Source organism: Brevundimonas pishanensis (assembly GCF_022750635.1).
GTDB lineage: Bacteria > Pseudomonadota > Alphaproteobacteria > Caulobacterales > Caulobacteraceae > Brevundimonas > Brevundimonas pishanensis.
In genome coordinates this window covers 139757-161523 of the sequence record NZ_JAJKBG010000002.1, presented here as the reverse complement: position 1 = coordinate 161523, position 21767 = coordinate 139757, and the positions used below count along the sequence as shown (strand labels likewise).

Genomic DNA, 21767 nt, shown 5'->3' with positions numbered 1-21767 from the left:
TTGCATATTTCGGTAATCTGACGCCGGCCGGTCCCACACAGGGCCGGCCGGTATCTTTGTCGGCATGGCTCCTCGGGAGGGCAGTAGGTGTCGTTACGGATTATCCGACGGGTGCTCGTCTGTGCAAGTGCGATTGCAGTATCGTTCTGTTTTGCCGTCTCCGGTCAGGCCCAGACCAGACTGGACGGTTGGTCGTCGGTCGTAATCGCCGGGGATTGGCGCGACGGAGACGGCAGGCCGATTGAAGCGTTCGATAATGCGCGGCGTGACCTGTCGAGCGCCTTTGTCAAAGCAGGCATGCCCTCTGCTCATCATCGCTCTATTACGCTGAACCCTGCGAAGAGAGACGCCGCAGCCCCTGCCGAGGCCCTGCGCCAGATGGGCGACACACTGTCCAGCGGTACGGGTGGCTGCTTCTTTTATATGACATCGCACGGCGTGCCCGGAGAGATCGTTTTCGGAGACACCAAGGGCATCACGCCTGTCGACCTGGCCGTCATGCTCCGCCGCTGGTGCCAGGCGCGCCCGACGGTGCTGGTGCTATCAGCCTGCTATTCGGGATCGTTTGTGGATGCGCTGAAGGCCCCCAACCGTATGATCCTTACGGCGGCGCGACGCGACCGGTCTTCGTTCGGCTGCGGCGAAGGCGAGACCTATCCCTGGTTCGACGCCTGTATTTTGGAAAACCTTCCCACAGCGGACGACTTTCTGGGGTTGGCGCAGTCGGCGCGGGCCTGTGTCGCGCGCCGCGAAGCCGAGGCGGAAATCGACACCCCGTCAGAGCCACAACTGTTCGTGGGTTCGGAAATGCAGTTCCGGCTGCCACTCCTGCGCTTCACACACTCTTCGGGATGAACATTCCGCTCGCAATGTTCGACGAGACATATTAGAACAAAAGAAGAACTAAAAGGGAGGAAGGGTTATGATTTCAGGACGCTGCCATTGTGGGTCGATCCACTATGAGATGACCGCAGAGGTTGAACATCACGCGCTGTGTCACTGTACGGATTGTCGCCGCGCCTCGGGCGCGCCAGCCGTATCTTGGGCCTTGGTGAAGCGGGATAACATTCGCATTTCCGGCAAGCCCAAGAGCTACGCCTCGTCGCCCGACGCACAACGACTGTTCTGCGGCGATTGCGGTACCAGCCTGTTCTATCTGAACGAGACGATTTTCCCTGGCATGATCGACGTGCAATCCGCCACGCTGGACAACCCGGATGTCATTCCACTAGGAGGCCAGATACAAACCGCCGAACGTATCGGCTGGATGGCCGATCTGAACCACCTGCCCTCGTTCGAGCGTTACCCGCCCTTCGATTGACGCGGATAGCTGCGGATGATGATCCGCTCGCGCTCGCCCTCGAACCGCTCGACCAGCAGGCGCGCGACCTGACTGTCGTCGTGGAACAGATAGCCTTTGATGGAATCAAGCAGGGCCTTGGCCAGATTGTCGAGGTCCATCCACGGCGGGTCGCCGACGTGTTCCATCAAAATCTCCACCACGTGGTCACCCCACGCAGGGCGTGACTGCCACTCCTTGCGCATGAACTCGTACACCAGCGGCTTGTAGTATTTTGCCTGTGTCGTCAGGCCGTCGATGACGATCTCGACCGCGTCGCCATCTTCACGCGCACGTACCTTTCCGGTTCCGATCCAGCCCTGCGTCACGCACTCGTACCTTTTCCTTAGGTCAGTTCCCTTGCCCTGACGGCGGCAAGTGCTACACCCCCAACCAACTTCCCGCCACGTCTGAGAGTTCGTGATGAGCAACGTCCGTACCGAAACCGATACTTTTGGCCCTATCGAGGTCGCCGCCGACCGCTATTGGGGTGCCCAAGCCCAACGCTCGCTGGGTAACTTCAAGATTGGCTGGGAAAAGCAGCCGCTGCCGGTCGTGCGTGCCCTCGGCATCGTCAAGCGCGCCGCCGCCGAGACCAACCGCGATCTGGGCAAGCTGGACGCAGGTCTGGCTGACGCCATCATCAAGGCTGCCAACGAAGTCATCGAAGGCAAGCTGAACGACCACTTCCCGCTGGTCGTCTGGCAAACCGGTTCGGGCACCCAGTCGAACATGAACGCCAACGAGGTCATCTCGAACCGCGCCATCGAGATCCTGGGTGGTGAAATGGGCTCCAAGAAGCCGGTTCACCCCAATGACCACGTCAACATGAGCCAGTCGTCGAACGACACCTACCCGACCGCAATGCACGTCGCTTGCGCCGAGCAGGTCGTCAACGACCTGATCCCGGCCCTTAAGCACCTGCACGCTGCTCTGGACGCCAAGGCCAAGGCTTGGGCCCACATCATCAAGATCGGCCGTACCCACACCCAGGACGCGACCCCGCTGACGCTGGGCCAAGAGTTCGGTGGTTACGCCCAACAAGTCGCCAACGGCATTGAGCGCATTGAATCGACCCTGCCGAAGCTGATGGAGCTGGCGCAAGGCGGTACAGCTGTCGGCACCGGCCTGAACGCTCCGGTCGGCTTCGCCGAGAAGGTCGCTGCAAACATCGCCGCCATCACCGGCCTGCCATTCACCACTGCTCCGAACAAGTTCGAAGCTCTGGCTGCCCACGACGCCATGGTCTTCTCGCACGGCGCGATCAACACCGTTGCCGCTTCGCTGTTCAAGATCGCCAACGACATCCGCTTCCTCGGTTCGGGCCCGCGTTCGGGTCTGGGCGAACTCGCCCTGCCGGAAAACGAGCCGGGCTCCTCGATCATGCCGGGCAAGGTCAACCCGACCCAATGTGAAGCGCTGACTCAGGTCTGCGCTCAGGTGTTCGGCAACCACGCCACCCTGACCTTCGCTGGCTCGCAAGGCCACTTCGAGCTGAACGTCTTCAACCCGGTCATGGCCTACAACTTCCTGCAGTCGGTCCGTCTGGTTGCCGACGCTGCCATCAGCTTCACCGACAACTGCGTTGTTGGCATCGAGCCGCGCGAAGACAACATCAAGCGTGGCCTCGAAAACTCCCTGATGCTGGTCACCGCACTCAACGGCAAGCTGGGCTATGACGCCTGCGCCAAGATCGCCAAGACCGCGCACAAGAACGGCACCACCCTGCGCGAAGAAGCTGTCGGCGGTGGCTACCTGACGAACGAAGAGTTCGACCAGTACGTCCGTCCGGAAAACATGATCTCCCCGAAGTAAGCCTTCGAAGGTTCACTCCGAAAAAGAAGCCCCGCCGGACCGTTCCGGCGGGGCTTTTTCTTGTCTCGCACGACCGCTCGAACGGCGTTACGATGCGGCAAAACAATACAAAATACCGAGGAAGCCCATGTCCATCATCGTCCACCACTCTCCGCAAACGCGCTCGACGAGACTGCTTTGGCTGCTGGAGGAGCTCGGGGCCGATTACAGGGTCAACTATGTGACGATCCGCAGGATGGATGGCTCGGGCGGCCCTGATGGCAATAACCCCCATCCCTTGAAACAGGTGCCCGCGATCGAGGTCGGCGATCAGTTGCTGATCGAGTCCGCGCTGATCTTTCCTTTCCTGACCGACCGTTTCCGCATAGCCAATCTCGCGCCTACACCGACCCATCCACGCCGCGCAGAATACTTCTCATGGCTGGGCCTCTACAGCGGCGTCGTAGAAGGCGTTCTGGGCTCGGGCAGCCCTGAAACTTGGTCGCCGGTTCAGAATGAAGCCTATGCTGGGCTGGAACGCCGCTGGAGCGCGGCCATCAAGGACGGCGGCTATATCCTCGGCGATTTCTCGGCACTGGATATCCTGTTTGGGAGTCTGCTGCAGTGGTACCGGGCGGCGATGCCCGCCGGTGAACCCTATGACAACTATCTGGAGCGCATTAGCCAGCGACCGGCACTGGCTCGCGCGCTCCAGAAAGACAGCCCGCCCGCCTGAGCGGTTTAGCTCTTGGGGCGGATCATCCGCCCCACCGGAGCCAGCGACAGCTTGGCCAGCTCCAGATTCTTCAGCGCGAACGGGATACCGATGATGCTGATGAACTGGGGCACGGCCACGAGGATGTGGCCAATCGCCAGATACCATCCCGCCAATACCAGCCAGATAACATTCATGCCGATACCCAGGCAGCCTACACCGACGACGCTGGCATCCGGATCACGCCAGACGATCTCGCGCCCGAAGGGCCAGAAGCTGTAGGAAGCAATCCGCCACGCGCTAAAGGCCCACGGCGCGCCGACGACGGTCAGCAACAGCAAAAGCCCTCCAAACAGCCATGCGAATCCCGTGGCAAAGCCACCCGTGAAAAACCACAGCAGGTTCAGGATCAGTCGGATAAAGGGCAACAGCCATTCCTTCATTCGGTTACGTCGTGCAAAATCATGACGCCTATTTCCAATTTGGGGAACAGATAGCGATTGGCAACGCTTGGCATTAAAGACTTGCCTTAACGCCGATCACTTTGGGAACTCCATGCGCTCTCTGCTCCGTCCCCTAGCCACTCTCGCACTGACCGCAAGCCTCGCAGCGTGCGGCACGCTTGACCGGCCCGATGGCCCGCTGCGTCTGAATGATCCCAAGGCGGGTGTCACGCCGGCGCAGGCGCAGGCCAGCGTCGATGCACGCGTCACCGACTTCCTGAACGAGTTCGGCAACCTGATGGCCGACCGCAACGAGACCAACCTGCTGGCTCTGTCGGGCGGCGGCGCGAACGGCGCCTATGGCGGGGGACTGCTGGTGGGTTGGAGTGACTCCGGAACCCGCCCTGTATTTGATGTGGTGACGGGTGTATCGACCGGCGCGCTGGCGGCACCCTTCGCCTTCCTTGGTTCCGAATGGGATGACAAGCTTCGTGAGGCCTACACCAGCGGCCAGTCGGACAACCTGATCGGCGCGCGCAGTTTCGCAGCAGTCTTTAACCCCAGCCTGTTCTCGTCGCGACGCCTACAAGATCTGGTGGATTCCTATGTCTCTTTCGAGCTGATGTCTGCCGTCGCCCGCGAGCATGCCAAAGGCCGTCGCCTGCTGGTGGTAACGACCAATCTCGACACGCAGGAATCCGTCATCTGGGACATGGGCGAAATCGCCCGTCGCGGAGATGAAGAGGCTCGCGAACTGTTCAAGAAGGTCCTCGTCGCCTCGGCCTCTATCCCCGGTGTCTTCCCGCCCGTGCTTCTTCCCGGCCTGTCCGATCAGGGGCAGGTCATGATGGAGATGCACGTCGATGGCGGCGTGAACCTGCCCTACCTGGCGGTGCCCGAGGGCTTGATGCTGTGGACCTCACCGCGTCAGGAAGGCATCCGCGCCGGTGCCATGTATGTGGTCGTCAACGGCCAGACGGGTCGAAACATCGGCACCACACCGGGTCGCCTGACCGGCATTCTGGGCCGGACCTACGACAGTATGAGCAAGGCGTCGCTGCGCACCCATCTGGCTGTAACTGCGGGCTTTGCGCGTCGCAACGGTCTGGAGTTCTCGTTCACCGCCATTCCGGACAACGTGCAGGCCTCGGCCCTGGCTTTCGATCAGGCGTCCATGACGGCTCTGTTCGAGCTTGCTCGCCAACGCGGACGTGATGGATCGGCTTGGCGTCGTCTGGACGAAGACGACCCGTCCAAGGACTTTGTGCCGGCGGATGAAGTGTCCGAGCAGGACATTCCCGAAGAGCTGAAAGTCGAAGAGCAACCTGCCAACGACAACAACGCCACCGGCGAAGGTCCGGCCGAAACGCCTACCCCGAAGGCAGCCGACAATGGGTGAAGTCGTCAACCTCAACCGCTTCCGCAAACAGGCCGCGCGCCAACAGGACAAGGCCAAGGCAGAAGCCAACCGCCTTACCTTCGGGCGCACCAAGGTCGAAAAGCTGACGACTGAAAAGGAACGTGCCCAGATCATCAGTCATGTGGACGGCCACAAGCTGACCCCCGACGAGTGATCAGGGTTTGGGCGAGCGGGCGATAAACACCTGCCCCGCTAGCACAAAAACCAGTCCCGCGAGGGCCAAAAGCCCGAAACGTGCACCTTCGAAAATGACCGAGACCAGCATGGCGATGGGCGGTGTCAGCGCGGAAATATAGGCCGCCAGCGCATAACCTTTGCTGCGCGCGAGGCTGAAATAGAGGCCGAACGTCACCACCGACCCCACTAGCGACAGATAGGCCAGCGATAGAATGTAGGACTGGCTCCATTCGATGTGCCAGCTACGACCCGATATCAGCGCATAGGCGGCGAGGATAAGGGTACCATAGGCCATGGCCCATGCGGTGGCAGGCAGAACCGCTGCGCCCGCCCGTTGCCCGCGCCACGCGAACCAGTTCCCCATGGCCGATGCGAACACCGCGATGAAGCCGAAAGCGATACCGGCCGCGACGTCATCGCCAAGCCCTTTGCCCGCAACCTCGCCCCACGACAGGACGGCGACGCCCGCCACACCCATCAGCGCCCCGATCCACGACGCCGCTCCAGCCTTTTGGTTCGAGAGAATGCGGAAAACGCCCAGACTAATGAAAGTCAGCGCCGCAAAGATGATAGCCACCACCGCCGATGCGATGCGCTCTTCGGCCGCATACACAAAGTAGTAGGACAGGGCGAAGGCAAAGGCCCCCTGCCCCACAGCCGCCAGATGCTGTTTGCGGTTCAGACGCAGAGGCTGATTGAACAGCTTCGCGACGATAGCCATGCCGACGGCAGCTATCCCGAACCGCAAAATAACCGAGACGGCCGGGTCGGCCGCACCGAGCTGGAACGTGATGGCGTACCACGTCGTGCCCCACACCACTGCGCAAATTGCGACGCTGCTATAGCCAGCCAGTCCCGCAGAAGACGAAGAAGCAGGCGTGGAGGTCATTGGAAATCCGGTCGGCAATCTGGGGAAGAGAGAAGCGTCCTTACACCGGTTTGAAAGATCAGAAGATTACAAATCGGGCACCTTACTGGGCGCTGCGCATTTTAAGGTGACGCTGTCATCGCCTGCATATGGAACTCAGATGAAACTCACCGTTCTGGCTGCTGCATCCCTCCTTTCGCTAGCCGCGTGTGCGCCGACCGATATGGCTGGTTCATCGGTGTCGATGGCGACCGAGACGGTCGAGATCAACGCCGCATATCGCGAGCGGATTGCGCTGACGCCCGGCCACGTCCTTCGCGTCAGTGTTCAGGATGTCAGCCTCGCCGACGCGCCCGCCAAGACGTTGAACGAGGTGTCATTGCCTCTGGACGGGCGCTCTCCCCCCTATCGGGTCCACGTGACCGTGCCGTCCAGTGCGATCCAGCCTAACCATCGCTATGCCGCGCGCGCTGAAATTCGTGACAGCGCAGGCAATTTGCGCTTCACCACCGATACGCATCACGGTGTGCTGACCCTGGGCCAGTCAAACGCGGCGACAATCATTATGATCGGGGTCAAGTAAGTCAGTGAGTAACCTAGCCAAACGCTCTGTCCTCCTTTCGGGCCACGCAACGTCAGTAGCGCTGGAACCGGAATTCTGGGCCGTTCTGGATGGCATCGGCGAAGAGCTGAAACTGACCCGCGCAGAGTTATTGATCCGCATCGACGAGTGGCGGGGCCGCCGCCCCTTGGCGTCCGCTTGCCGCGTTCTGGCTCTTCAATGGGCTGCCGGTGATCGCGGCTTTGCCGACGCCAGGGACCACTAAATAAGGTTTCTGGGTTTGCGGGCCTGACTTTGGCCCATGTTCCGCTTATGTTTCACTCACGATTCCGCCGCCCGAGTGAACTGTGACCGATCAACCGCCCGTCCGCATCTCCGACCTCGCCCGCCCGCAGCCGCCGCAAGGCGCTGTGAAAGACTATCTGGCGGGTCTGAACCCCGAGCAGCGCGAAGCCGTGGAAACGACCGAGGGTCCGGTTCTGGTGCTCGCCGGCGCGGGGACGGGCAAGACACGGGTGCTGACCACGCGCCTCGCCCACATTCTGGCAACAGGCCGTGCGCGTCCGTGGGAGCTGCTGGTCGTCACCTTCACCAACAAGGCCGCGCGCGAGATGCGCGAGCGGATTGGCCATCTGATCGGTGATCAGGCCGAGGGCCTGCGCTGGCTGGGCACCTTCCACTCGGTCGCCGCGCAGATCCTGCGCCGCCATGCCGAACTGGTGGGTCTGCAATCCTCCTTCACCATCCTCGACACCGACGATCAGGAGCGGCTGCTGAAACAGCTTCTTGAGGCGGCCAATGTCGATACCAAAAAGCACACGCCCAAGTCGCTGGCCGCCGCCATCGACCACTGGAAAAACCGTGGCTGGACGCCCGAAAAGCTGCCGCCCAGCGAGGATTTCGCCGAGGGGCGCGGCAAGGCGCTTTACACCGCCTACCAAAACCGCCTGCGCACCCTGAACGCCTGTGACTTCGGCGACCTTCTGCTGCACAACCTGACGATCCTGAGCCAACACGCTGATCTGGCCGAGGAATACCGTCGCCGCTTCAAATACATCCTCGTCGACGAGTATCAGGACACCAACGTCGCCCAGTATCTGTGGCTGCGCCTGCTGACGTCTTCTACCGGCAACGTCTGCTGCGTGGGCGATGACGACCAGTCCATCTATGGCTGGCGCGGCGCAGAGGTCGACAACATCCTGCGCTTCGAGAAGGACTTCCCCGGTGCCAAAGTGATCCGTCTGGAGCAGAACTATCGCTCAACGGTGCATATCCTCGGGGCCGCCGGTGCGCTAATCGCGGCCAATAAGGAGCGCCTCGGCAAACAGCTTTGGACCGAGGACGAGAGCGGCGACAAGGTTCGCGTGCGCGGGTTCTGGGACGGTGACGCCGAGGCCCGTATGATCGCCGAGGAGGTCGAGGACGCCCGCCGTCGCGGCATCCCCTATCGCGACATCGCCGTGCTGGTGCGCGCTTCCTTCCAGATGCGGGCGTTTGAAGAACGCTTTGTCATGCTGGCCATCCCCTACAAGGTCATCGGCGGCCCGCGCTTCTTCGAGCGTGCAGAAATCCGCGATGCCCACGCCTATCTGCGCCTGCTGCAATCGGAAAATGACGATCTGGCGTTCGAGCGCATCGTCAATGTGCCCAAGCGTGGGGTCGGCGACACCTCGGTCCAGAAGATCCTGCACATCGGCCGCGAGAATGGCGTTTCGGCCATGCAGGCCGTGCGCCATCTGATGCTCAACGATGAGCTGCCGGGCCGCACCCGCACGCCGCTGACCAATTTCGTGCGCGACCTCGACCGCTGGCGCGACCTGCTGAAGATGGGCACTCCGCACTGGCAGGTGATGGAAACCGTTCTGGAAGAGAGCGGCTATACCGACATGCAAAAGGCCGACCGCACCAGCGGCCAGACCCGCCTCGATAACCTCAAGGAACTGGTGCAATCCATGCAGCAGTTCGACACGCTGCAAGCCTATCTGGAGCACGTGTCGCTGGTGATGGACCTCGAGCGTAACGCTGACGAGGAAAACAGTGACGGCGCGGTTCAGATCATGACTCTGCACGGGGCCAAGGGGCTGGAGTTTCCGCTGGTCTTCCTGCCCGGCTGGGAAGAAGGCGTCTTCCCCAGCCAGCGCAGCATCGATGAAAAGGGCCTGAAGGGCCTCGAGGAAGAGCGCCGTCTGGCCTATGTCGGCGTCACCCGCGCCAAGCGCGACGCCCGCATCAGCTTTGCCGCCAACCGCATGGTCTATGGCCGTTGGACCACCCAGCTGCCGAGCCGGTTTGTGGACGAACTGCCCATCGAACACGTCGAGGTCGCCTCCGACACCGGCTACTACGGCGCATCGCAAGGCATGAAGGACGCCCGCAGCCGCTGGGACGATGCCCCGACCTTCTCCGGCAGCTATGGCTCGCCCGGGTGGATGCGCGGTCAGGCCAATGCCGCCAGCGCCTCTAGCCAGCCCGCCTATGCCCGCCGCGCCGTCATCGAGGGCGAAGGCAAGCTGATCGCCACCGCCGATCCCAAGTCCGGCAATGGCATGAAGCGAGGCGACCGCGTCTTCCACCAGAAGTTCGGCTATGGCTCGGTCAAGGCCACCGAAGGCAACAAACTGATCGTCAGCTTCGACAAGGCCGGCGAGAAAAAAGTCATCGACACCTTCGTAGAGAAGGCCTGATTTACCCCGCGATTTTAGCCCTCAACGGGGCCAGAATCTCTGGAGACTTACCCAAATACTTCATGGCGGCCCTCCACGGCCCCGCCACCTCCGCAGACAACCAAGGTCTGTAATCTCGGTTGTCGTCTGTCAGTTGGGCGAACACCGCCAAGGCAAATGCCCAACTCGGCGGTGACAGATACCCCGAACGTTTGCTGGACCAGCCTTGGGAGAAGGCGTCGCCGTGCTGGCTGAAACTGAACGCTGCATTGGCACCAAACAGTCCTAGGCCCGTATAGGCTACGGTCAGGTCCGTGATGAGTTCGTGGGTTTCTTCGTCCAGATCATTCTCGTGCGCCAAAAGATAGTGCGCTAGTTCGTGCGCCAGCGTCGCGACCAGTTCCACCGGCCGATCTAGCAGGTCTGGCGCATAGGTGATGATGACCTCTCCGCCTTCCTCGATACGGAATGTGCCATTAGGGTCATCTCCGCCTGCCACAGCGACAAACTCGGCGACCCTGTGGCCTGCGGTACGACGAGACTGAGCCTCTAACGTACAGGGCCAATCCTCGATGTGCATGATCCGCTTAACACAGTCGAATACGTGCAAGGCGCGCGCATGCCCGGTGGCATCCGACGCCGGAAAAAAATCAGCGTTTGCCAGAACGAGCGGCGTCGACTTTAAAGGAACTTCAGAGGCGAAATGATCGATTAGCCAGGCCCATGTTTCAAGGTGCCACGCTTCAACATCCGCATCGAGAAATGGCCTAGACCCGAACAATCGCTCCAACATGACCCACCCCTCATTCGCCGCATCCCAAACGATTACGCAAATGGTGAATAGCCATTCCGTACAAGATTCGTCGATCAGCAATATTCCAGCATGGGAACAAGGCGCGGCCTTCTATGTGCTGATAATGCTAACAGGGGCGCTGATCGGGCCGATCTTGGCACCCGATCAGGTCGAGAACACTGCGCTTCGCCTGTTCTGGTTGCCCAGTTATGCGGTGACGGTAGGGCTTTGTCTGTTGCGTTGGCGCGATCTGGTGCGGGTTTGGCCGGCGGCCATGTTGGTCGCTCTGATGGCCTTGCTGGCCTTTGCGTCGCGCTATTGGTCCATTGATCCGGAGACGACCCAGCGTCGATTTATCGCCTTGTCAGTGAACAGCGCCTTCGCTGTCTATCTGGGGGCGCGATATCGAGGTGCCGCCCTGCCCCGCCTGTTGGCGATGGCGGGCCTGTGGATGGGCGGATTGTCGGTGCTGTTCGTCCTTTTCCTTCCGCACATCGGTGTGCACCACGGTGTGAATGACGGCCTGTGGCGGGGTATCTGGTACGAGAAGAACCAGATGGGGCTGGTGATGGTGGCCTGTGCCGTCGGAGCTGCATCATGGCTGGCGGCTGGGAGTGATCGCCCCAAACTGGCCATCAGCACGCTGGTGCTGTGCTCTGGGCTGGCACTGGCGACGGCCTCCAAGACGTCTTTGGTCTGCCTCATGCTGGGTGTCGGCGTCGTGACCGCATTAGCGGTGATGCGGCGGGGCGGGCCCGTGTTGGGTATCATCGCCGTCTGGTGCGGGGTCGTGGTTGCCGGCGTCGGGTGGTGGATTTGGACAACTGATTCCGCTGCTATTCTAGCCTTGCTGGGCAAGGACCCGACCCTGACCGGTCGCACCGAGATCTGGGAGGCCGTGGCCAAGGCCTGCGCGCAGCATCCCGCCTTGGGTTATGGTTACAACGCCTTCTGGGGCAAGGAATCCGTGCCTGCCAACTGGATACGCCACAGCACCGGATGGGACGTCCCGTCCGCCCACCACGGGTGGCTGGACATCCTGCTAGAACTGGGCTGGACCGGTGCCATTTTCACGGGCGCAGTCACGGCCCTCACTGGGCTAATCCACGTTGTGCGGGCTGGTAGGTCTGGGAAGACCGAAGGTTGGTGGTCTCTGGCCCATCTGGGCATCTTCGTCCTATTGAGCCTGTCGGAGAGTGTGGTGATGACGGCCCAGAACCTGCCGTGGGTGCTCTGCCTTGCCGCGCTGGCCCGCGCGTTTGACCCTACCGAGGCAAGCGTGACCGAACCTGCTTCGCCACCCAACCTGCCGTCATAAGGCCGATCACGGTAACAACGCCCGTCAGGGCAATTGCTCCATTCGAATAATCCGCCAGAAAGCCTGTGAGCAGCGGATGATCAGCGCGGGTCGCGTCGTCGAACATCCACCATATGTCACCGCGCCGTATGTTGTTGCTGGTCCGCACCATCGTGCCACCCAGCGCCGACCCCATAAGCGGGCGCACCACGCCGTTAAGCAGAAACACAACCCCCACCGGCACGAAGAATAACAACACCCAGTACTCAAAGATCGGCTTATCGCGCATGGCCTAAAGTGCTCCCCCGTCGGAGGGAAAACTCCCGGGGCGCTTAAGGGTGCCTCGCCTTTAACCGGTTTGCCAGCCAACCTCCTGACAGCAGAATGGCGATCAGGGCAAAGAAACCAATCCCGATCAGCCCGTCAGAAAGCGACAGGAATCCAGTCAACCAAGGATGATCCGCGCGTATTGCATCATCAAACACCCACCAACGATCGTTGCCTCTGGTGGAGCCGCCCCGACTGACAAGCTCGCCGCCCAGTGGGGTCGCTAGCGAGGGGCGCACAATAGCGTTCAACATGACGGCGGCGACAAACGGACCGTAGATGGCCCAAGCCCGGTAGTCTTTGAACGGTTATACTTAAAGCCTTGCTTGCTGTCGTCTCGTCGGGTCATGGGATGCCTAACCCGCAACCGCTCAAAGAGTGCCTTGCCCACTGTTGTGGACCAATAATCCACCCCCGCTTGCACCACAGGGCCTATCGTCCTAGGTGACCTCGTTCCGAATCACCGCAGACTGAGTTCATGGACCTTTTTTCCCAGTTGAATGACGATCAGCCCGAGCCGAAACCCGAGCCGAAAAAGGAAGCTCCGGTTGCGGTAAAGGCGGCTGCGCCTGCCCCTGTCCCTGCCGCTCCGGTTGCGAAGGCCCCTGTGGCTGCGCCCGCTTCGGCAGGTGCCACCAGCGCGGCTCAGGCCACCGGCTATTCGGCAGAGTCGATCGAAGTTCTGGAAGGTCTTGAGCCTGTCCGTAAGCGCCCCGGTATGTACATCGGTGGCACCGACGAACGTGCCCTGCACCACCTGTTCGCCGAAGTGCTCGACAACGCGATGGACGAAGCCGTCGCCAAGCACGCCAAGCTGATCACGGTCGATCTGGACGCCGACGGCTTCCTGTCGGTTCGCGACGACGGCCGCGGTATCCCTGTTGACCCACACCCGAAGTATCCGGGCAAGTCGGCGCTGGAAGTGGTCATGAGCGTGCTGCACTCGGGCGGCAAGTTCTCCGGCAAGGCCTATGAGACGTCCGGCGGTCTGCACGGCGTGGGCGTTTCGGTCGTGAACGCCCTGTCTACCAACCTCGATGTCACCGTCTGGCGTGACGGCTTTGAATGGCGTCAGTCGTTCAGCCGCGGCCACGTGCTTGGCCCAATCGAGCAAGTCGGCCCGTCGAAGAAAAAAGGCACCCGCATCCGCTTCAAACCGGATGAAGAGATTTTCGGCGCAGGCGCGGCCTTCAAGCCCGCTCGCCTGTTCCGCATGGCCCGCGCCAAGGCCTATCTGTTCCGTGGCGTCGAGATCAAATGGACCTGTGCACCTGAACGCATCACCGATCAGACGCCTGCGTCTGCGACCCTGCACTTCCCCGGTGGTCTGGCCGATGCACTGGCCGAGCGCGTGGGCGAGATAGAGACTGTTACGCCCGTCTTCGCTGGCCGCGTAGAGCGTAAGGGCGAGGCTGGCGCGCTGGAATGGGCCGTCACATGGTCGCCCATCGGCTTCGGTGATGCCGACAGCTTCGTCGCCTCCTACTGTAATACGGTTTCCACGCCTGACGGCGGCACCCACGAAGCGGGCTTCCGCGCCGCTCTGGTGAAGGGCCTCAAGGCCTATGGTGAACTGACCAACGAGAAACGCGCCGCCCAGATCACCGCCGAAGACGTGATCGCCAACGCCGGCGCGCTGATCTCTATCTTCATTCGCAATCCGGAGTTCCAGGGCCAGACCAAGGACCGTCTGTCCTCGCCGGAAGGTGCGAGACTGGCCGAGCAACTGCTGCGCGACCCGTTCGACCTGTGGCTGACGGAAAGCCCGAAACAGGCCAACACCCTGTTGAACTTCGTCATCGACCGCGCCGAAGATCGTCTGCGCCGACGCAAGGACAAGGAAGTCCAGCGCGCCGCGGCTACCCGTAAGCTGCGCCTGCCCGGCAAGCTGGCCGACTGCTCGCGTCAGGCCGCCGAAGGCACCGAACTGTTCATCGTAGAAGGTGACTCGGCAGGCGGTTCGGCCAAACAGGCCCGTGACCGTACAACCCAGGCCATTCTGCCGCTGCGCGGTAAGATCCTGAACGTGGCCTCTGCTACAGCGGACAAACTGCGCGCCAACGTCGAACTGACCGATCTGATGCTGGCACTCGGCGTTCAAGGGGGCACCCGCTTCAGCGTCGATGACCTGCGCTATGAGCGCGTCGTCATCATGACCGACGCTGACGTCGACGGCGCGCACATTGCCGCCCTGCTGATTACCTTCTTCTACCGCTCGATGCCGGACCTGATCCGTCAGGGCCGACTGTTTATGGCTTTGCCGCCGCTGTACCGCATTTCGGCAGGCCCGCTGTCCGAGTACGCCCGCGACGACGCCCACCGCGACGAACTCATCGCGACTGTCTTCAAGGGCAAGAAGTTCGAAATCGGCCGCTTCAAAGGCTTGGGCGAGATGATGGCGTCCCAGCTCAAAGAAACGACGATGGACCCGAAGAAGCGCACGCTGGCTCGTGTCTCCTTGCCCGAAAGCGAAGAAGAGATCGAAGATCTGGTCGAACGCCTGATGGGCCGCAAGGCCGAGGCGCGCTACCAGTTCATTCAGGAGAATGCCCAGTTCGCCCAAGACGTCCTCGACGTCTAAGCACGGCCATATTCCACCGCAAAACACGGAGCCGCCCCTATCGGGGCGGCTCTTTTTATTCCGCATCGCACAATTGTGGGCATTTTCATTGTTCTAAGCAGGCGAAACGCTTATTCTATGGAAATGACTAAGCGCTGGACCCCAGATTCCTGGAGACAAATGCCCGCCCTGCACATGCCGGCGGATTATCCTGACGCGGCCGAACTGGCCCGCGTTGAAGACGAACTTCGGGCTATGCCGCCCCTCGTCTTTGCGGGCGAAGCGCGTCGTCTTACCCAGCAACTTGCTCAGGTTGAGGCCGGTAATGCCTTCCTGCTGCAAGGCGGCGACTGCGCCGAAAGCTTCAAAGAATTCTCGGCGGACAACATCCGCGATACCTTCCGTCTGATCCTTCAGATGGCGGTCGTGCTGACGTTCGCGGGCCGCAAGCCCGTGGTGAAGGTGGGCCGTATCGCAGGTCAGTTCGCCAAGCCCCGCTCCTCGCCCATCGAGGAAATCGGTGGCGTTGAACTGCCGTCCTATCGTGGCGACATCATCAACGGCATGGGCTTCACGCCGGAAGAGCGTATTCCGGACCCTCAGCGTCTGCTGAAGGCCTATCACCAGTCGTCGGCCACACTGAACCTGCTGCGGGCGTTTGCGGGCGGCGGCTATGCCGACCTGTACAACATCCACAAGTGGACGCTGGGCTTTGCCGATAACGGTGCGGGCGCTGCGTACCGTGAACTGGCGGACAAGATCACCGAGGCATTGGCCTTCATGGAAGCGGTTGGCGTTACGCCACAGACGCATCCTGACCTGTCGCGCGTCGAGGTCTTCACCAGCCACGAAGCCTTGCTGCTGAACCTCGAAACCGCTCTGACCCGTGTCGACAGCGGTTCGGGCGAATGGTTCGACACCTCGGCCCACATGCTGTGGATCGGCGAGCGCACCCGTCAGTTGGATGGTGCCCACGTCGAGTTCATGAAGGGGATCTCGAACCCCATCGGCGTGAAGTGCGGCCCGACCATGACGTCAGAAGACCTGCTTCCGCTGATCGACGCGCTGAACCCGAACAATATTCCAGGCCGTCTGACGCTCATTGGCCGTTTTGGCCATGACAAGGTCGGCGACCGCCTGCCTGCGCTGATGCGTGCGGTGAAGGCCGAGGGCAAGCGCGTGATCTGGTCCATCGACCCGATGCACGGCAACACCCTCAAGGCCGCCAACGGCTATAAGACGCGTCCGTTCGACCGCGTCATGGGTGAAGTCCGCAGCTTCATCGACGTGGCCGAGGCCGAGGGTGTCCACCCCGGCGGCGTCCACCTCGAAATGACCGGCCAGAACGTCACCGAATGCCTCGGCGGTGCCCAGCCGGTTACCGAAGATGACCTGTCCAGCCGCTATCACACCCATTGCGATCCGCGTCTCAACGCCGATCAGGCACTCGAACTGGCCTTCCTGGTCGCCGAGCGCCTGAAAGATGGACGTCAGGCCCAGTCCAAAGCCGCATGACCGACACGACCGAAGACGTCCGCCCGGCCCGCATCTCTTATCAGGGCGCGCCGGGTGCCTTCAGCCATGAGGCCTGCCTCGACCTGCGTCCTTGGGACGTTCCTGTGGCGTTCGAAACCTTCGAGGGCGCGATCGACGCTGTCTTAACCGGCGACTGCGATCTGGCCTTGATCCCGCTGGAGAACACCACAGTCGGCACGGTCGAACCTGCGGCCACGCTCGTCGAGGAAGCAGGGCTTGAACCGCTGTCCGAGGCATGGCGTCCGATCCGGCACGCGCTTCTGGCCCTGCCCTCGGCGCGACTGTCGGATATCAAAACCGCTGAGAGCCACCCCATCGCGCTGCAGCAATGCACCCAGAGCCTGAAGGCGCTGCGCATTGAACCTTTGGTGGTGTTCGACACCGCCGGTGCGGCCCGCGACGTTGCAGAAGCAGGCGATCTCACCCGCGCTGCTGTGGCTCCGGCCCGTGCGGCAGAGGTTTATGGCCTGCAGATTTTGCGCAACGATCTTCAGGATTTCAGTGACAATCGCACACGCTTTGTCCTTTTAGGACCCCCCAAGGGTTGACCACGCACAAACTTTGCGTGTTTAAGAACCCGTCGGATCAACATTGATCCAGAAACCGGACCCGAAAATGTCGTCTTCGAACGCACAATTCGTCCTTGAAACCGCTTCGTACGAAGTGGCCGGTTTCTATTATGGCTTTAGCTTTTACGGCTTTCGATACGCCGGCTGAGGCGTTGGGACACCCCGTTTCCTGACAGCTTCTCCGGCGACCGTCTCTGACCAGAGCGGCATTGCGCCCTTGCGCGTTTTCTCCCCATCGAAAAACCGAATTCAAAGCTAGTGCCATGACCACCACCCTGCAAAAATCCCTGCCCGTCGAGGTGACCGAGTTGACTGCCGAGCAACAGGCCCTGTCGGCCCTCCGCGCTGAAATCGACAGCATCGACGACCAGATCCTCGAACTGTTCGAGCGTCGTCTTGCGATTGCAGCCCAAGTCGGCAAGGCCAAGGACGCCCCGACCGGACCGCACACCAAGCTGCGCCCCGACCGCGAGCAGTCCGTGCTGGGCCGCCTTGTAGGCAACGCCCAGCCGGAAAATAAAGAAGCCGTCGGTGCCCTTTGGCGCGAGATCGTCGGCTGGGGTCTAGCCCGTCAGGGCCGTCTGCAGGTTCAGGTCTATGCTCCGGTAGATGGTGCCCGCGCCATGGATGCCGCCCGCACCCGCTTCGGTGCCGCTGCCGATATCCGTGTCGTTTACAGCGCCGAGACCGCCCTGCAACACGCGGCCGAGGGTAATGGCGTGTCGGTTCTGGCCATCAACGGCGACGAGCCTTGGTGGATTGGCCTGCGCAAAGAATGGTCGATGCTCAGCGTCTTCGAGGGTCTGGGCGGTCGCGACAACCCGACTGCGCTGGCTGTCGGCAAGATCGATCCGCCTGCCTTGCCGACGGGTCGCCGCGTGACGGTCACTGCTGGTGGCGACGCGGGCGATGGTTCCGGCGCACGCCGCTGGGGCTTGAACACCCATCACGGCTGGACCTTGGCCCTGACCGAAGCAGACCTCAGCGTCGGTGACGCCGAAGGCTGCGTCGGCGCAGTCATCTAACAAGAGTTTTTATCGCGTTAACCACGCCGCAAGATTGCGCAGCGACAGTGGGGACCATGAGAGCTGTGTTCTTGCGTCCCCTTGTCTGCCTGACTGCGGTCTCCGCCTGCCTATCGGCATGCGACAACTCTGGTCAAAGCAGCACGTCGACCTATCAGGCGATGGCCGAACATGTGTCGTCCATTCCGCTCTCGCCCAAGGATGTCGGCAACGACAGCCTGAGTACACCCACGCTGTTACCTCTCAACGAGGCTCCCGCCGCGCATCGCCCGGCCCGGCCTCTGCGCGTCGAACTGATGTCCCCGCATCAGTTGTGGGACCTGCGCGATGGCCCGCTTAAAGTGCCGTCTATCGAGGTGGCAGAGGGTACGACCAAGGCTGTCTTGGTGTCCGACAACTCCGGCCAAGCCCCCGTCGTCGTCTTGAGCACCGACGCCTCGTCCCCAATCCCTGTCGCCCCCACGCCCCCCACAACGACACCTGCGACCGGATCAGGTGCCGCCTTCCGCACGGTCCAACTGGGGGCCTACAGCAGTGAACAGGCGGCCCGCTCGGCGTGGGACCGCCTGAACACCGGTGCCAATGCCGCCACCCTGCGAGGCCTTGCCCCCCAGTTCGAGCCGACCGAAGTTGGCGGTCGCCAACTTGTGCGTTTGCGCGTGTCTGCCCGCGAAGATCGGGTACAAAACCTTTGCCAATCCGTGGCCTCGGCTGATCCCTGGTGCGCCCGCGCGGTCACGACTGCGGACGCATCCACAATCTTCCATTAAGCTTTCATTGACGATTTGGGCGTGTGGCGTGATCTTCCCGCCATAATGCAGGGCCCTCGCTATTGAGTCGCGCCCGTCCTGAAAGTGGGTTCTCACAATGGCGCAGCCTCTGGTCATCGTCATCGGCAATGAAAAAGGCGGAGCGGGTAAGTCGACCCTCGCCATCCATATTGCCACGGGCCTGCTCCACGCGGGCAAGAAGGTCGCCATCATCGATCTCGACCTTCGCCAGCGTTCGATGGAGCGCTTCTTTGCCAACCGCAAAGTCTGGCTGGCCGCTAACGGGCATGAACTGCCCCAGCCTTATGTGCCGGACATGGGCGACGGCAAGGCTCTGGCCAAGGCCGAACCGGCCGAACAGCTTGCCAAGTTCGAGGCCGCCTTTGCGGACGCCGTTCCCAATGCCGAAGTCATTCTGATCGACACTCCCGGCGGTGACACGACCCTGTCGCGCGTGGCGCACGCCCGTGCGGACCAGATCGTCACTCCGATGAACGACAGCTTCGTCGACTTTGACCTGTTGGGTCAGGTCGATCCCGTCACGCTCGAGCTGCAAAAGCCGTCGATCTATTCGGAAAGCGTCTGGGAAGCCCGCAAGCAACGCGCCATCGAGCAAGGCCGTCAGGCCACCATCGACTGGCTGGTTGTCACCAACCGTCTGCAAGGCGTGCACGCGCGCAACCGCGACCGTCTGGAAGAGCGTATGGGCAAGCTGGCCAAGCGCGTGGGCTTCCGCGTCGGCCCCGGACTGCGCGAACGCGTGATCTATCGCGAGTTGTTCCCATTCGGCCTGACGGTTGCCGACCTGTCCGACGACATCAAGCCAGTATCGATCACCATGTCGCACATCTCGGCGCGGCAAGAGCTGCGCGGCTTGCTGGCCGACATGGGCCTCGAAGACAACGGTGCGCCGCTGATCGAAGCGGCATAAACGCGGTATGCTTTTAATCGGGCTGGGCCTAGCGGCCGTGGCGCTGTGGGTTCTTGTCCGGCTAGGCAAGCAGACTGAAAAAGCCCGTCGCGGTCATTGGCGGATATCGGCAACCCTATTGGGCGGCGTCTGCTTTGCAGGTGCCGTCCTTAGCGTTGCGCGCAACTCATACTGGGTTGCAGCGGCGCTGGCTCTGGCCGGCGGTTATCTGGTGGTCCAGTCGCGGATCAGGACGGCCCCGCCCCGACCCTCAAATCCGAACCCGTCATCCCGGATGAGCAAGAGCGAAGCCCGCGCCATCTTGGGTGTCGGTCCGGACGCGAGCCCACAGGACATCCAAGCCGCCTGGAAGCGCCTCATGGCAAGAACCCACCCCGATCAGGGTGGGTCCGAGGGATTGGCCGCGCGTGTTAACGCGGCCCGCGATCGCCTGCTCGATTAGGGCAGCTGCTCGACGACGCGCTTTTCCTTCAACAGCACAAGCTCTTCTGCCGCCGTCGGGTGAACGGCGCAGGTCTCGTCCCACTGTTGCTTGGTAAGGCCCGCTTTCACCGCGATACCGGCCAGCTGGATCATTTCCGGCGCATCGTCACCCACAATGTGACAGCCTACCACCTTCTGGGTGGTGGCATCCACCACCAGCTTCATCAGCATGCGATGCTCTGCGCCATAGAAGGCGTATTTCATCGGACGGAAGTTGGCGACGTAGATATCGACCTCGCCCGGGCAGACTTTGCGTGCCTCGGCCTCGGTCAGTCCAACAGTGCCGACCGGCGGCTGGCTGAAGACAGCCGTCGCGATATTGGTGTGATCCACGGTCTGCGGGTTATTCTTGTACACCGTCTCGTGGAAGGCCACGGCTTCGCGGATGGCAACCGGCGTCAGGTTCACGCGATCGGTCACATCGCCCACGGCCCAGATGTTGTCCGCCGTCGTTTGCGAATATTCGTCGACCTTGATCGCGCCCTTGTCGTTCAACGCCACGCCAGCGTTTTCCAGGCCCAGATCCTTCACATAGGGCACTCGACCGGTGGCGAACATCACCACATCGGTTTCCAACTCCATGCCGTTGCTGAGGCGATTGAGGAGACCGGTTTCGGTTTTCTCGATCGCCGTGTGCTCGGCGCTCAGGACGACCTTGATGCCGTGACGCTCGATTTCACGCGTCAGATGGGCGCTGACGTCGTCATCGAACCCGCGAAGGATGCCCGGACCACGATAAACAAGCGTGGTCTCCACGCCCAAGCCCGCAAAGATGCCTGCGAACTCCACAGCGATGTAGCCACCGCCCACCACCACGATACGCTTGGGCAGTTCCGGCAGATGGAAGGCCTCTTCCGAGGTGATGGTCAGGTCGGAGCCCGGGAAGGTCGGTACAAACGGGCGGCCACCAACGGCGATCAAAATACGCTCTGCGGTGACCGTCTGGCCCGTGCCCACGATTTCTACAGTGTGTTTGTCCTTTAGGACCGCACGGCCGTTGATGACCTCGACGCCCGCCTTGGACAGGTTGGCGTTATAGAGGCCCGACAGGCGCGCAATCTCGGTTTCCTTGGTGTCGCGGAATTTGGGCCAGTCGAAGCTGGCCTTCTCGATGGTCCAGCCAAAGCCCTCGGCCACCTCGATCTGGTGGGTGATGTCCGACGCCATGACCATGAACTTCTTGGGCACACACCCACGGATCACGCAGGTACCACCGACCCGATACTCTTCGGCGACAGCGACCTTCTTGCCTCCCATGGCCGTAAGGCGGGCTGCTCGCACGCCCCCCGAACCTGCACCGATCACGAACAGGTCGTAGTCATAGGATTTGGACATAGAAGGCTCCACAAAGTTGTCGGGCGTTATTTAATGCGCCTGACGCCCATTCGCGAGTGCTGGGCCTCACGAAATCGGGACTTGCAACAATCCGATTATACATAACACTGTTGTGTGCAGTCTGAGTGTCATCACACCATTGGCAGATTGGGATCCGATA

Annotated in this window: 23 protein-coding genes; 17 read left to right on the top strand and 6 right to left on the bottom strand. The window is 61.7% G+C overall.

What is annotated here, in order from left to right:
* The first annotated feature begins 87 nt into the window (after positions 1 to 87).
* Together LOX95_RS14270 and LOX95_RS04425 are read left to right on the top strand one after the other, a co-directional pair.
* Positions 88 to 855 (top strand): C13 family peptidase, encoded by a 768-nt coding sequence (locus tag LOX95_RS14270; protein ID WP_242913266.1) that lies wholly within the window; start codon positions 88 to 90, stop codon positions 853 to 855.
* Positions 856 to 922: 67 nt separating this feature from the next.
* Positions 923 to 1321, top strand: a complete 399-nt coding sequence (locus tag LOX95_RS04425) for a GFA family protein (protein ID WP_486598869.1) — start codon at positions 923 to 925, stop codon at positions 1319 to 1321.
* Here LOX95_RS04425 and LOX95_RS04420 read toward each other — a convergent pair.
* On the bottom strand, positions 1303 to 1668 hold the full coding sequence (locus LOX95_RS04420) for a RusA family crossover junction endodeoxyribonuclease (protein WP_242913264.1): 366 nt from the start codon (positions 1666 to 1668) through the stop codon (positions 1303 to 1305). The genes LOX95_RS04425 and LOX95_RS04420 overlap by 19 nt on opposite strands.
* A 94-nt stretch (positions 1669 to 1762) precedes the next feature.
* On the opposite strand from LOX95_RS04420, the gene fumC reads away from it, so the two are divergent.
* The gene (fumC, locus tag LOX95_RS04415) at positions 1763 to 3154 is read left to right on the top strand and encodes a class II fumarate hydratase (RefSeq protein ID WP_242913263.1); all 1392 of its coding nucleotides are present in this window, start codon (positions 1763 to 1765) and stop codon (positions 3152 to 3154) included.
* 127 nt (positions 3155 to 3281) lie between these two features.
* Positions 3282 to 3869, top strand: a complete 588-nt coding sequence (locus tag LOX95_RS04410; protein ID WP_242913262.1) for a glutathione S-transferase family protein — start codon at positions 3282 to 3284, stop codon at positions 3867 to 3869.
* Positions 3870 to 3874: 5 nt separating this feature from the next.
* On the opposite strand, the gene LOX95_RS04405 is transcribed toward LOX95_RS04410, so the two are convergent.
* Positions 3875 to 4291, bottom strand: a complete 417-nt coding sequence (locus tag LOX95_RS04405; protein ID WP_242913261.1) for a YccF domain-containing protein — start codon at positions 4289 to 4291, stop codon at positions 3875 to 3877.
* Between the two features lie 112 nt (positions 4292 to 4403).
* Between LOX95_RS04405 and LOX95_RS04400 the strand changes: the two genes are divergently transcribed.
* Positions 4404 to 5690 (top strand): patatin-like phospholipase family protein, encoded by a 1287-nt coding sequence (locus tag LOX95_RS04400; protein WP_242913260.1) that lies wholly within the window; start codon positions 4404 to 4406, stop codon positions 5688 to 5690.
* Positions 5683 to 5865: a DUF4169 family protein gene (locus LOX95_RS04395; protein ID WP_242913259.1), complete on the top strand. Its 183-nt coding sequence runs from the start codon at positions 5683 to 5685 to the stop codon at positions 5863 to 5865. Before LOX95_RS04400 ends, LOX95_RS04395 begins: the two co-directional genes overlap by 8 nt.
* On the opposite strand, the gene LOX95_RS04390 is transcribed toward LOX95_RS04395, so the two are convergent.
* Complete coding sequence (locus tag LOX95_RS04390; RefSeq protein ID WP_242913258.1) at positions 5866 to 6777, bottom strand: DMT family transporter; 912 nt, start codon at positions 6775 to 6777, stop codon at positions 5866 to 5868. It abuts the gene before it with no gap.
* 139 nt (positions 6778 to 6916) lie between these two features.
* Here LOX95_RS04390 and LOX95_RS04385 point away from each other — a divergent pair, with 139 nt between their 5' ends.
* From LOX95_RS04385 to LOX95_RS04375, 3 genes are all read left to right on the top strand, one after another.
* Positions 6917 to 7339 (top strand): YbaY family lipoprotein, encoded by a 423-nt coding sequence (locus LOX95_RS04385; protein ID WP_242913257.1) that lies wholly within the window; start codon positions 6917 to 6919, stop codon positions 7337 to 7339.
* Between the two features lie 4 nt (positions 7340 to 7343).
* Positions 7344 to 7583 (top strand): ribbon-helix-helix domain-containing protein, encoded by a 240-nt coding sequence (locus LOX95_RS04380; protein WP_242913256.1) that lies wholly within the window; start codon positions 7344 to 7346, stop codon positions 7581 to 7583.
* 82 nt (positions 7584 to 7665) lie between these two features.
* Complete coding sequence (locus LOX95_RS04375) at positions 7666 to 10002, top strand: ATP-dependent helicase (protein WP_242913255.1); 2337 nt, start codon at positions 7666 to 7668, stop codon at positions 10000 to 10002.
* A gap of 1 nt (position 10003) precedes the next feature.
* Here LOX95_RS04375 and LOX95_RS04370 read toward each other — a convergent pair whose 3' ends face one another.
* Entirely contained in the window at positions 10004 to 10561 is a 558-nt protein-coding gene (locus LOX95_RS04370) for a hypothetical protein (protein WP_242913254.1), read from the bottom strand.
* A 211-nt stretch (positions 10562 to 10772) separates the two neighbouring features.
* Here LOX95_RS04370 and LOX95_RS04365 point away from each other — a divergent pair, with 211 nt between their 5' ends.
* Positions 10773 to 12092 (top strand): O-antigen ligase family protein, encoded by a 1320-nt coding sequence (locus tag LOX95_RS04365; protein ID WP_242913253.1) that lies wholly within the window; start codon positions 10773 to 10775, stop codon positions 12090 to 12092.
* Here LOX95_RS04365 and LOX95_RS04360 read toward each other — a convergent pair.
* On the bottom strand, positions 12040 to 12360 hold the full coding sequence (locus LOX95_RS04360; RefSeq protein WP_242913252.1) for a hypothetical protein: 321 nt from the start codon (positions 12358 to 12360) through the stop codon (positions 12040 to 12042). The genes LOX95_RS04365 and LOX95_RS04360 overlap by 53 nt on opposite strands.
* Before the next feature lie 516 nt (positions 12361 to 12876).
* Here LOX95_RS04360 and parE point away from each other — a divergent pair.
* The 7 genes from parE (at position 12877) to LOX95_RS04325 (ending at position 20231) form a co-directional block, all read left to right on the top strand.
* Positions 12877 to 14979: a DNA topoisomerase IV subunit B gene (gene parE, locus LOX95_RS04355; protein ID WP_242913251.1), complete on the top strand. Its 2103-nt coding sequence runs from the start codon at positions 12877 to 12879 to the stop codon at positions 14977 to 14979.
* 123 nt (positions 14980 to 15102) lie between these two features.
* Complete coding sequence (locus LOX95_RS04350; protein WP_242913250.1) at positions 15103 to 16473, top strand: class II 3-deoxy-7-phosphoheptulonate synthase; 1371 nt, start codon at positions 15103 to 15105, stop codon at positions 16471 to 16473.
* Complete coding sequence (locus tag LOX95_RS04345) at positions 16470 to 17042, top strand: prephenate dehydratase domain-containing protein (protein ID WP_242913249.1); 573 nt, start codon at positions 16470 to 16472, stop codon at positions 17040 to 17042. The genes LOX95_RS04350 and LOX95_RS04345 overlap by 4 nt, the downstream gene beginning before the upstream one ends.
* Positions 17043 to 17326: 284 nt before the next feature.
* Complete coding sequence (locus LOX95_RS04340; protein WP_242913248.1) at positions 17327 to 18088, top strand: chorismate mutase; 762 nt, start codon at positions 17327 to 17329, stop codon at positions 18086 to 18088.
* Between the two features lie 161 nt (positions 18089 to 18249).
* Positions 18250 to 18858, top strand: a complete 609-nt coding sequence (locus LOX95_RS04335; RefSeq protein ID WP_242913247.1) for an SPOR domain-containing protein — start codon at positions 18250 to 18252, stop codon at positions 18856 to 18858.
* A 97-nt stretch (positions 18859 to 18955) separates the two neighbouring features.
* Positions 18956 to 19789: a division plane positioning ATPase MipZ gene (locus LOX95_RS04330; protein WP_242913246.1), complete on the top strand. Its 834-nt coding sequence runs from the start codon at positions 18956 to 18958 to the stop codon at positions 19787 to 19789.
* A 7-nt stretch (positions 19790 to 19796) separates the two neighbouring features.
* Positions 19797 to 20231 carry a J domain-containing protein gene (locus LOX95_RS04325; protein ID WP_242913245.1) on the top strand — a complete coding sequence of 145 codons (435 nt, stop codon included), beginning with the start codon at positions 19797 to 19799 and terminating at the stop codon, positions 20229 to 20231.
* On the opposite strand, the gene gor is transcribed toward LOX95_RS04325, so the two are convergent.
* The gene (gene gor, locus LOX95_RS04320) at positions 20228 to 21607 is read right to left on the bottom strand and encodes a glutathione-disulfide reductase (protein ID WP_242913244.1); all 1380 of its coding nucleotides are present in this window, start codon (positions 21605 to 21607) and stop codon (positions 20228 to 20230) included. The two genes, LOX95_RS04325 and gor, sit on opposite strands and share 4 nt — an antisense overlap.
* Between the last annotated feature and the right edge of the window lie 160 nt (positions 21608 to 21767).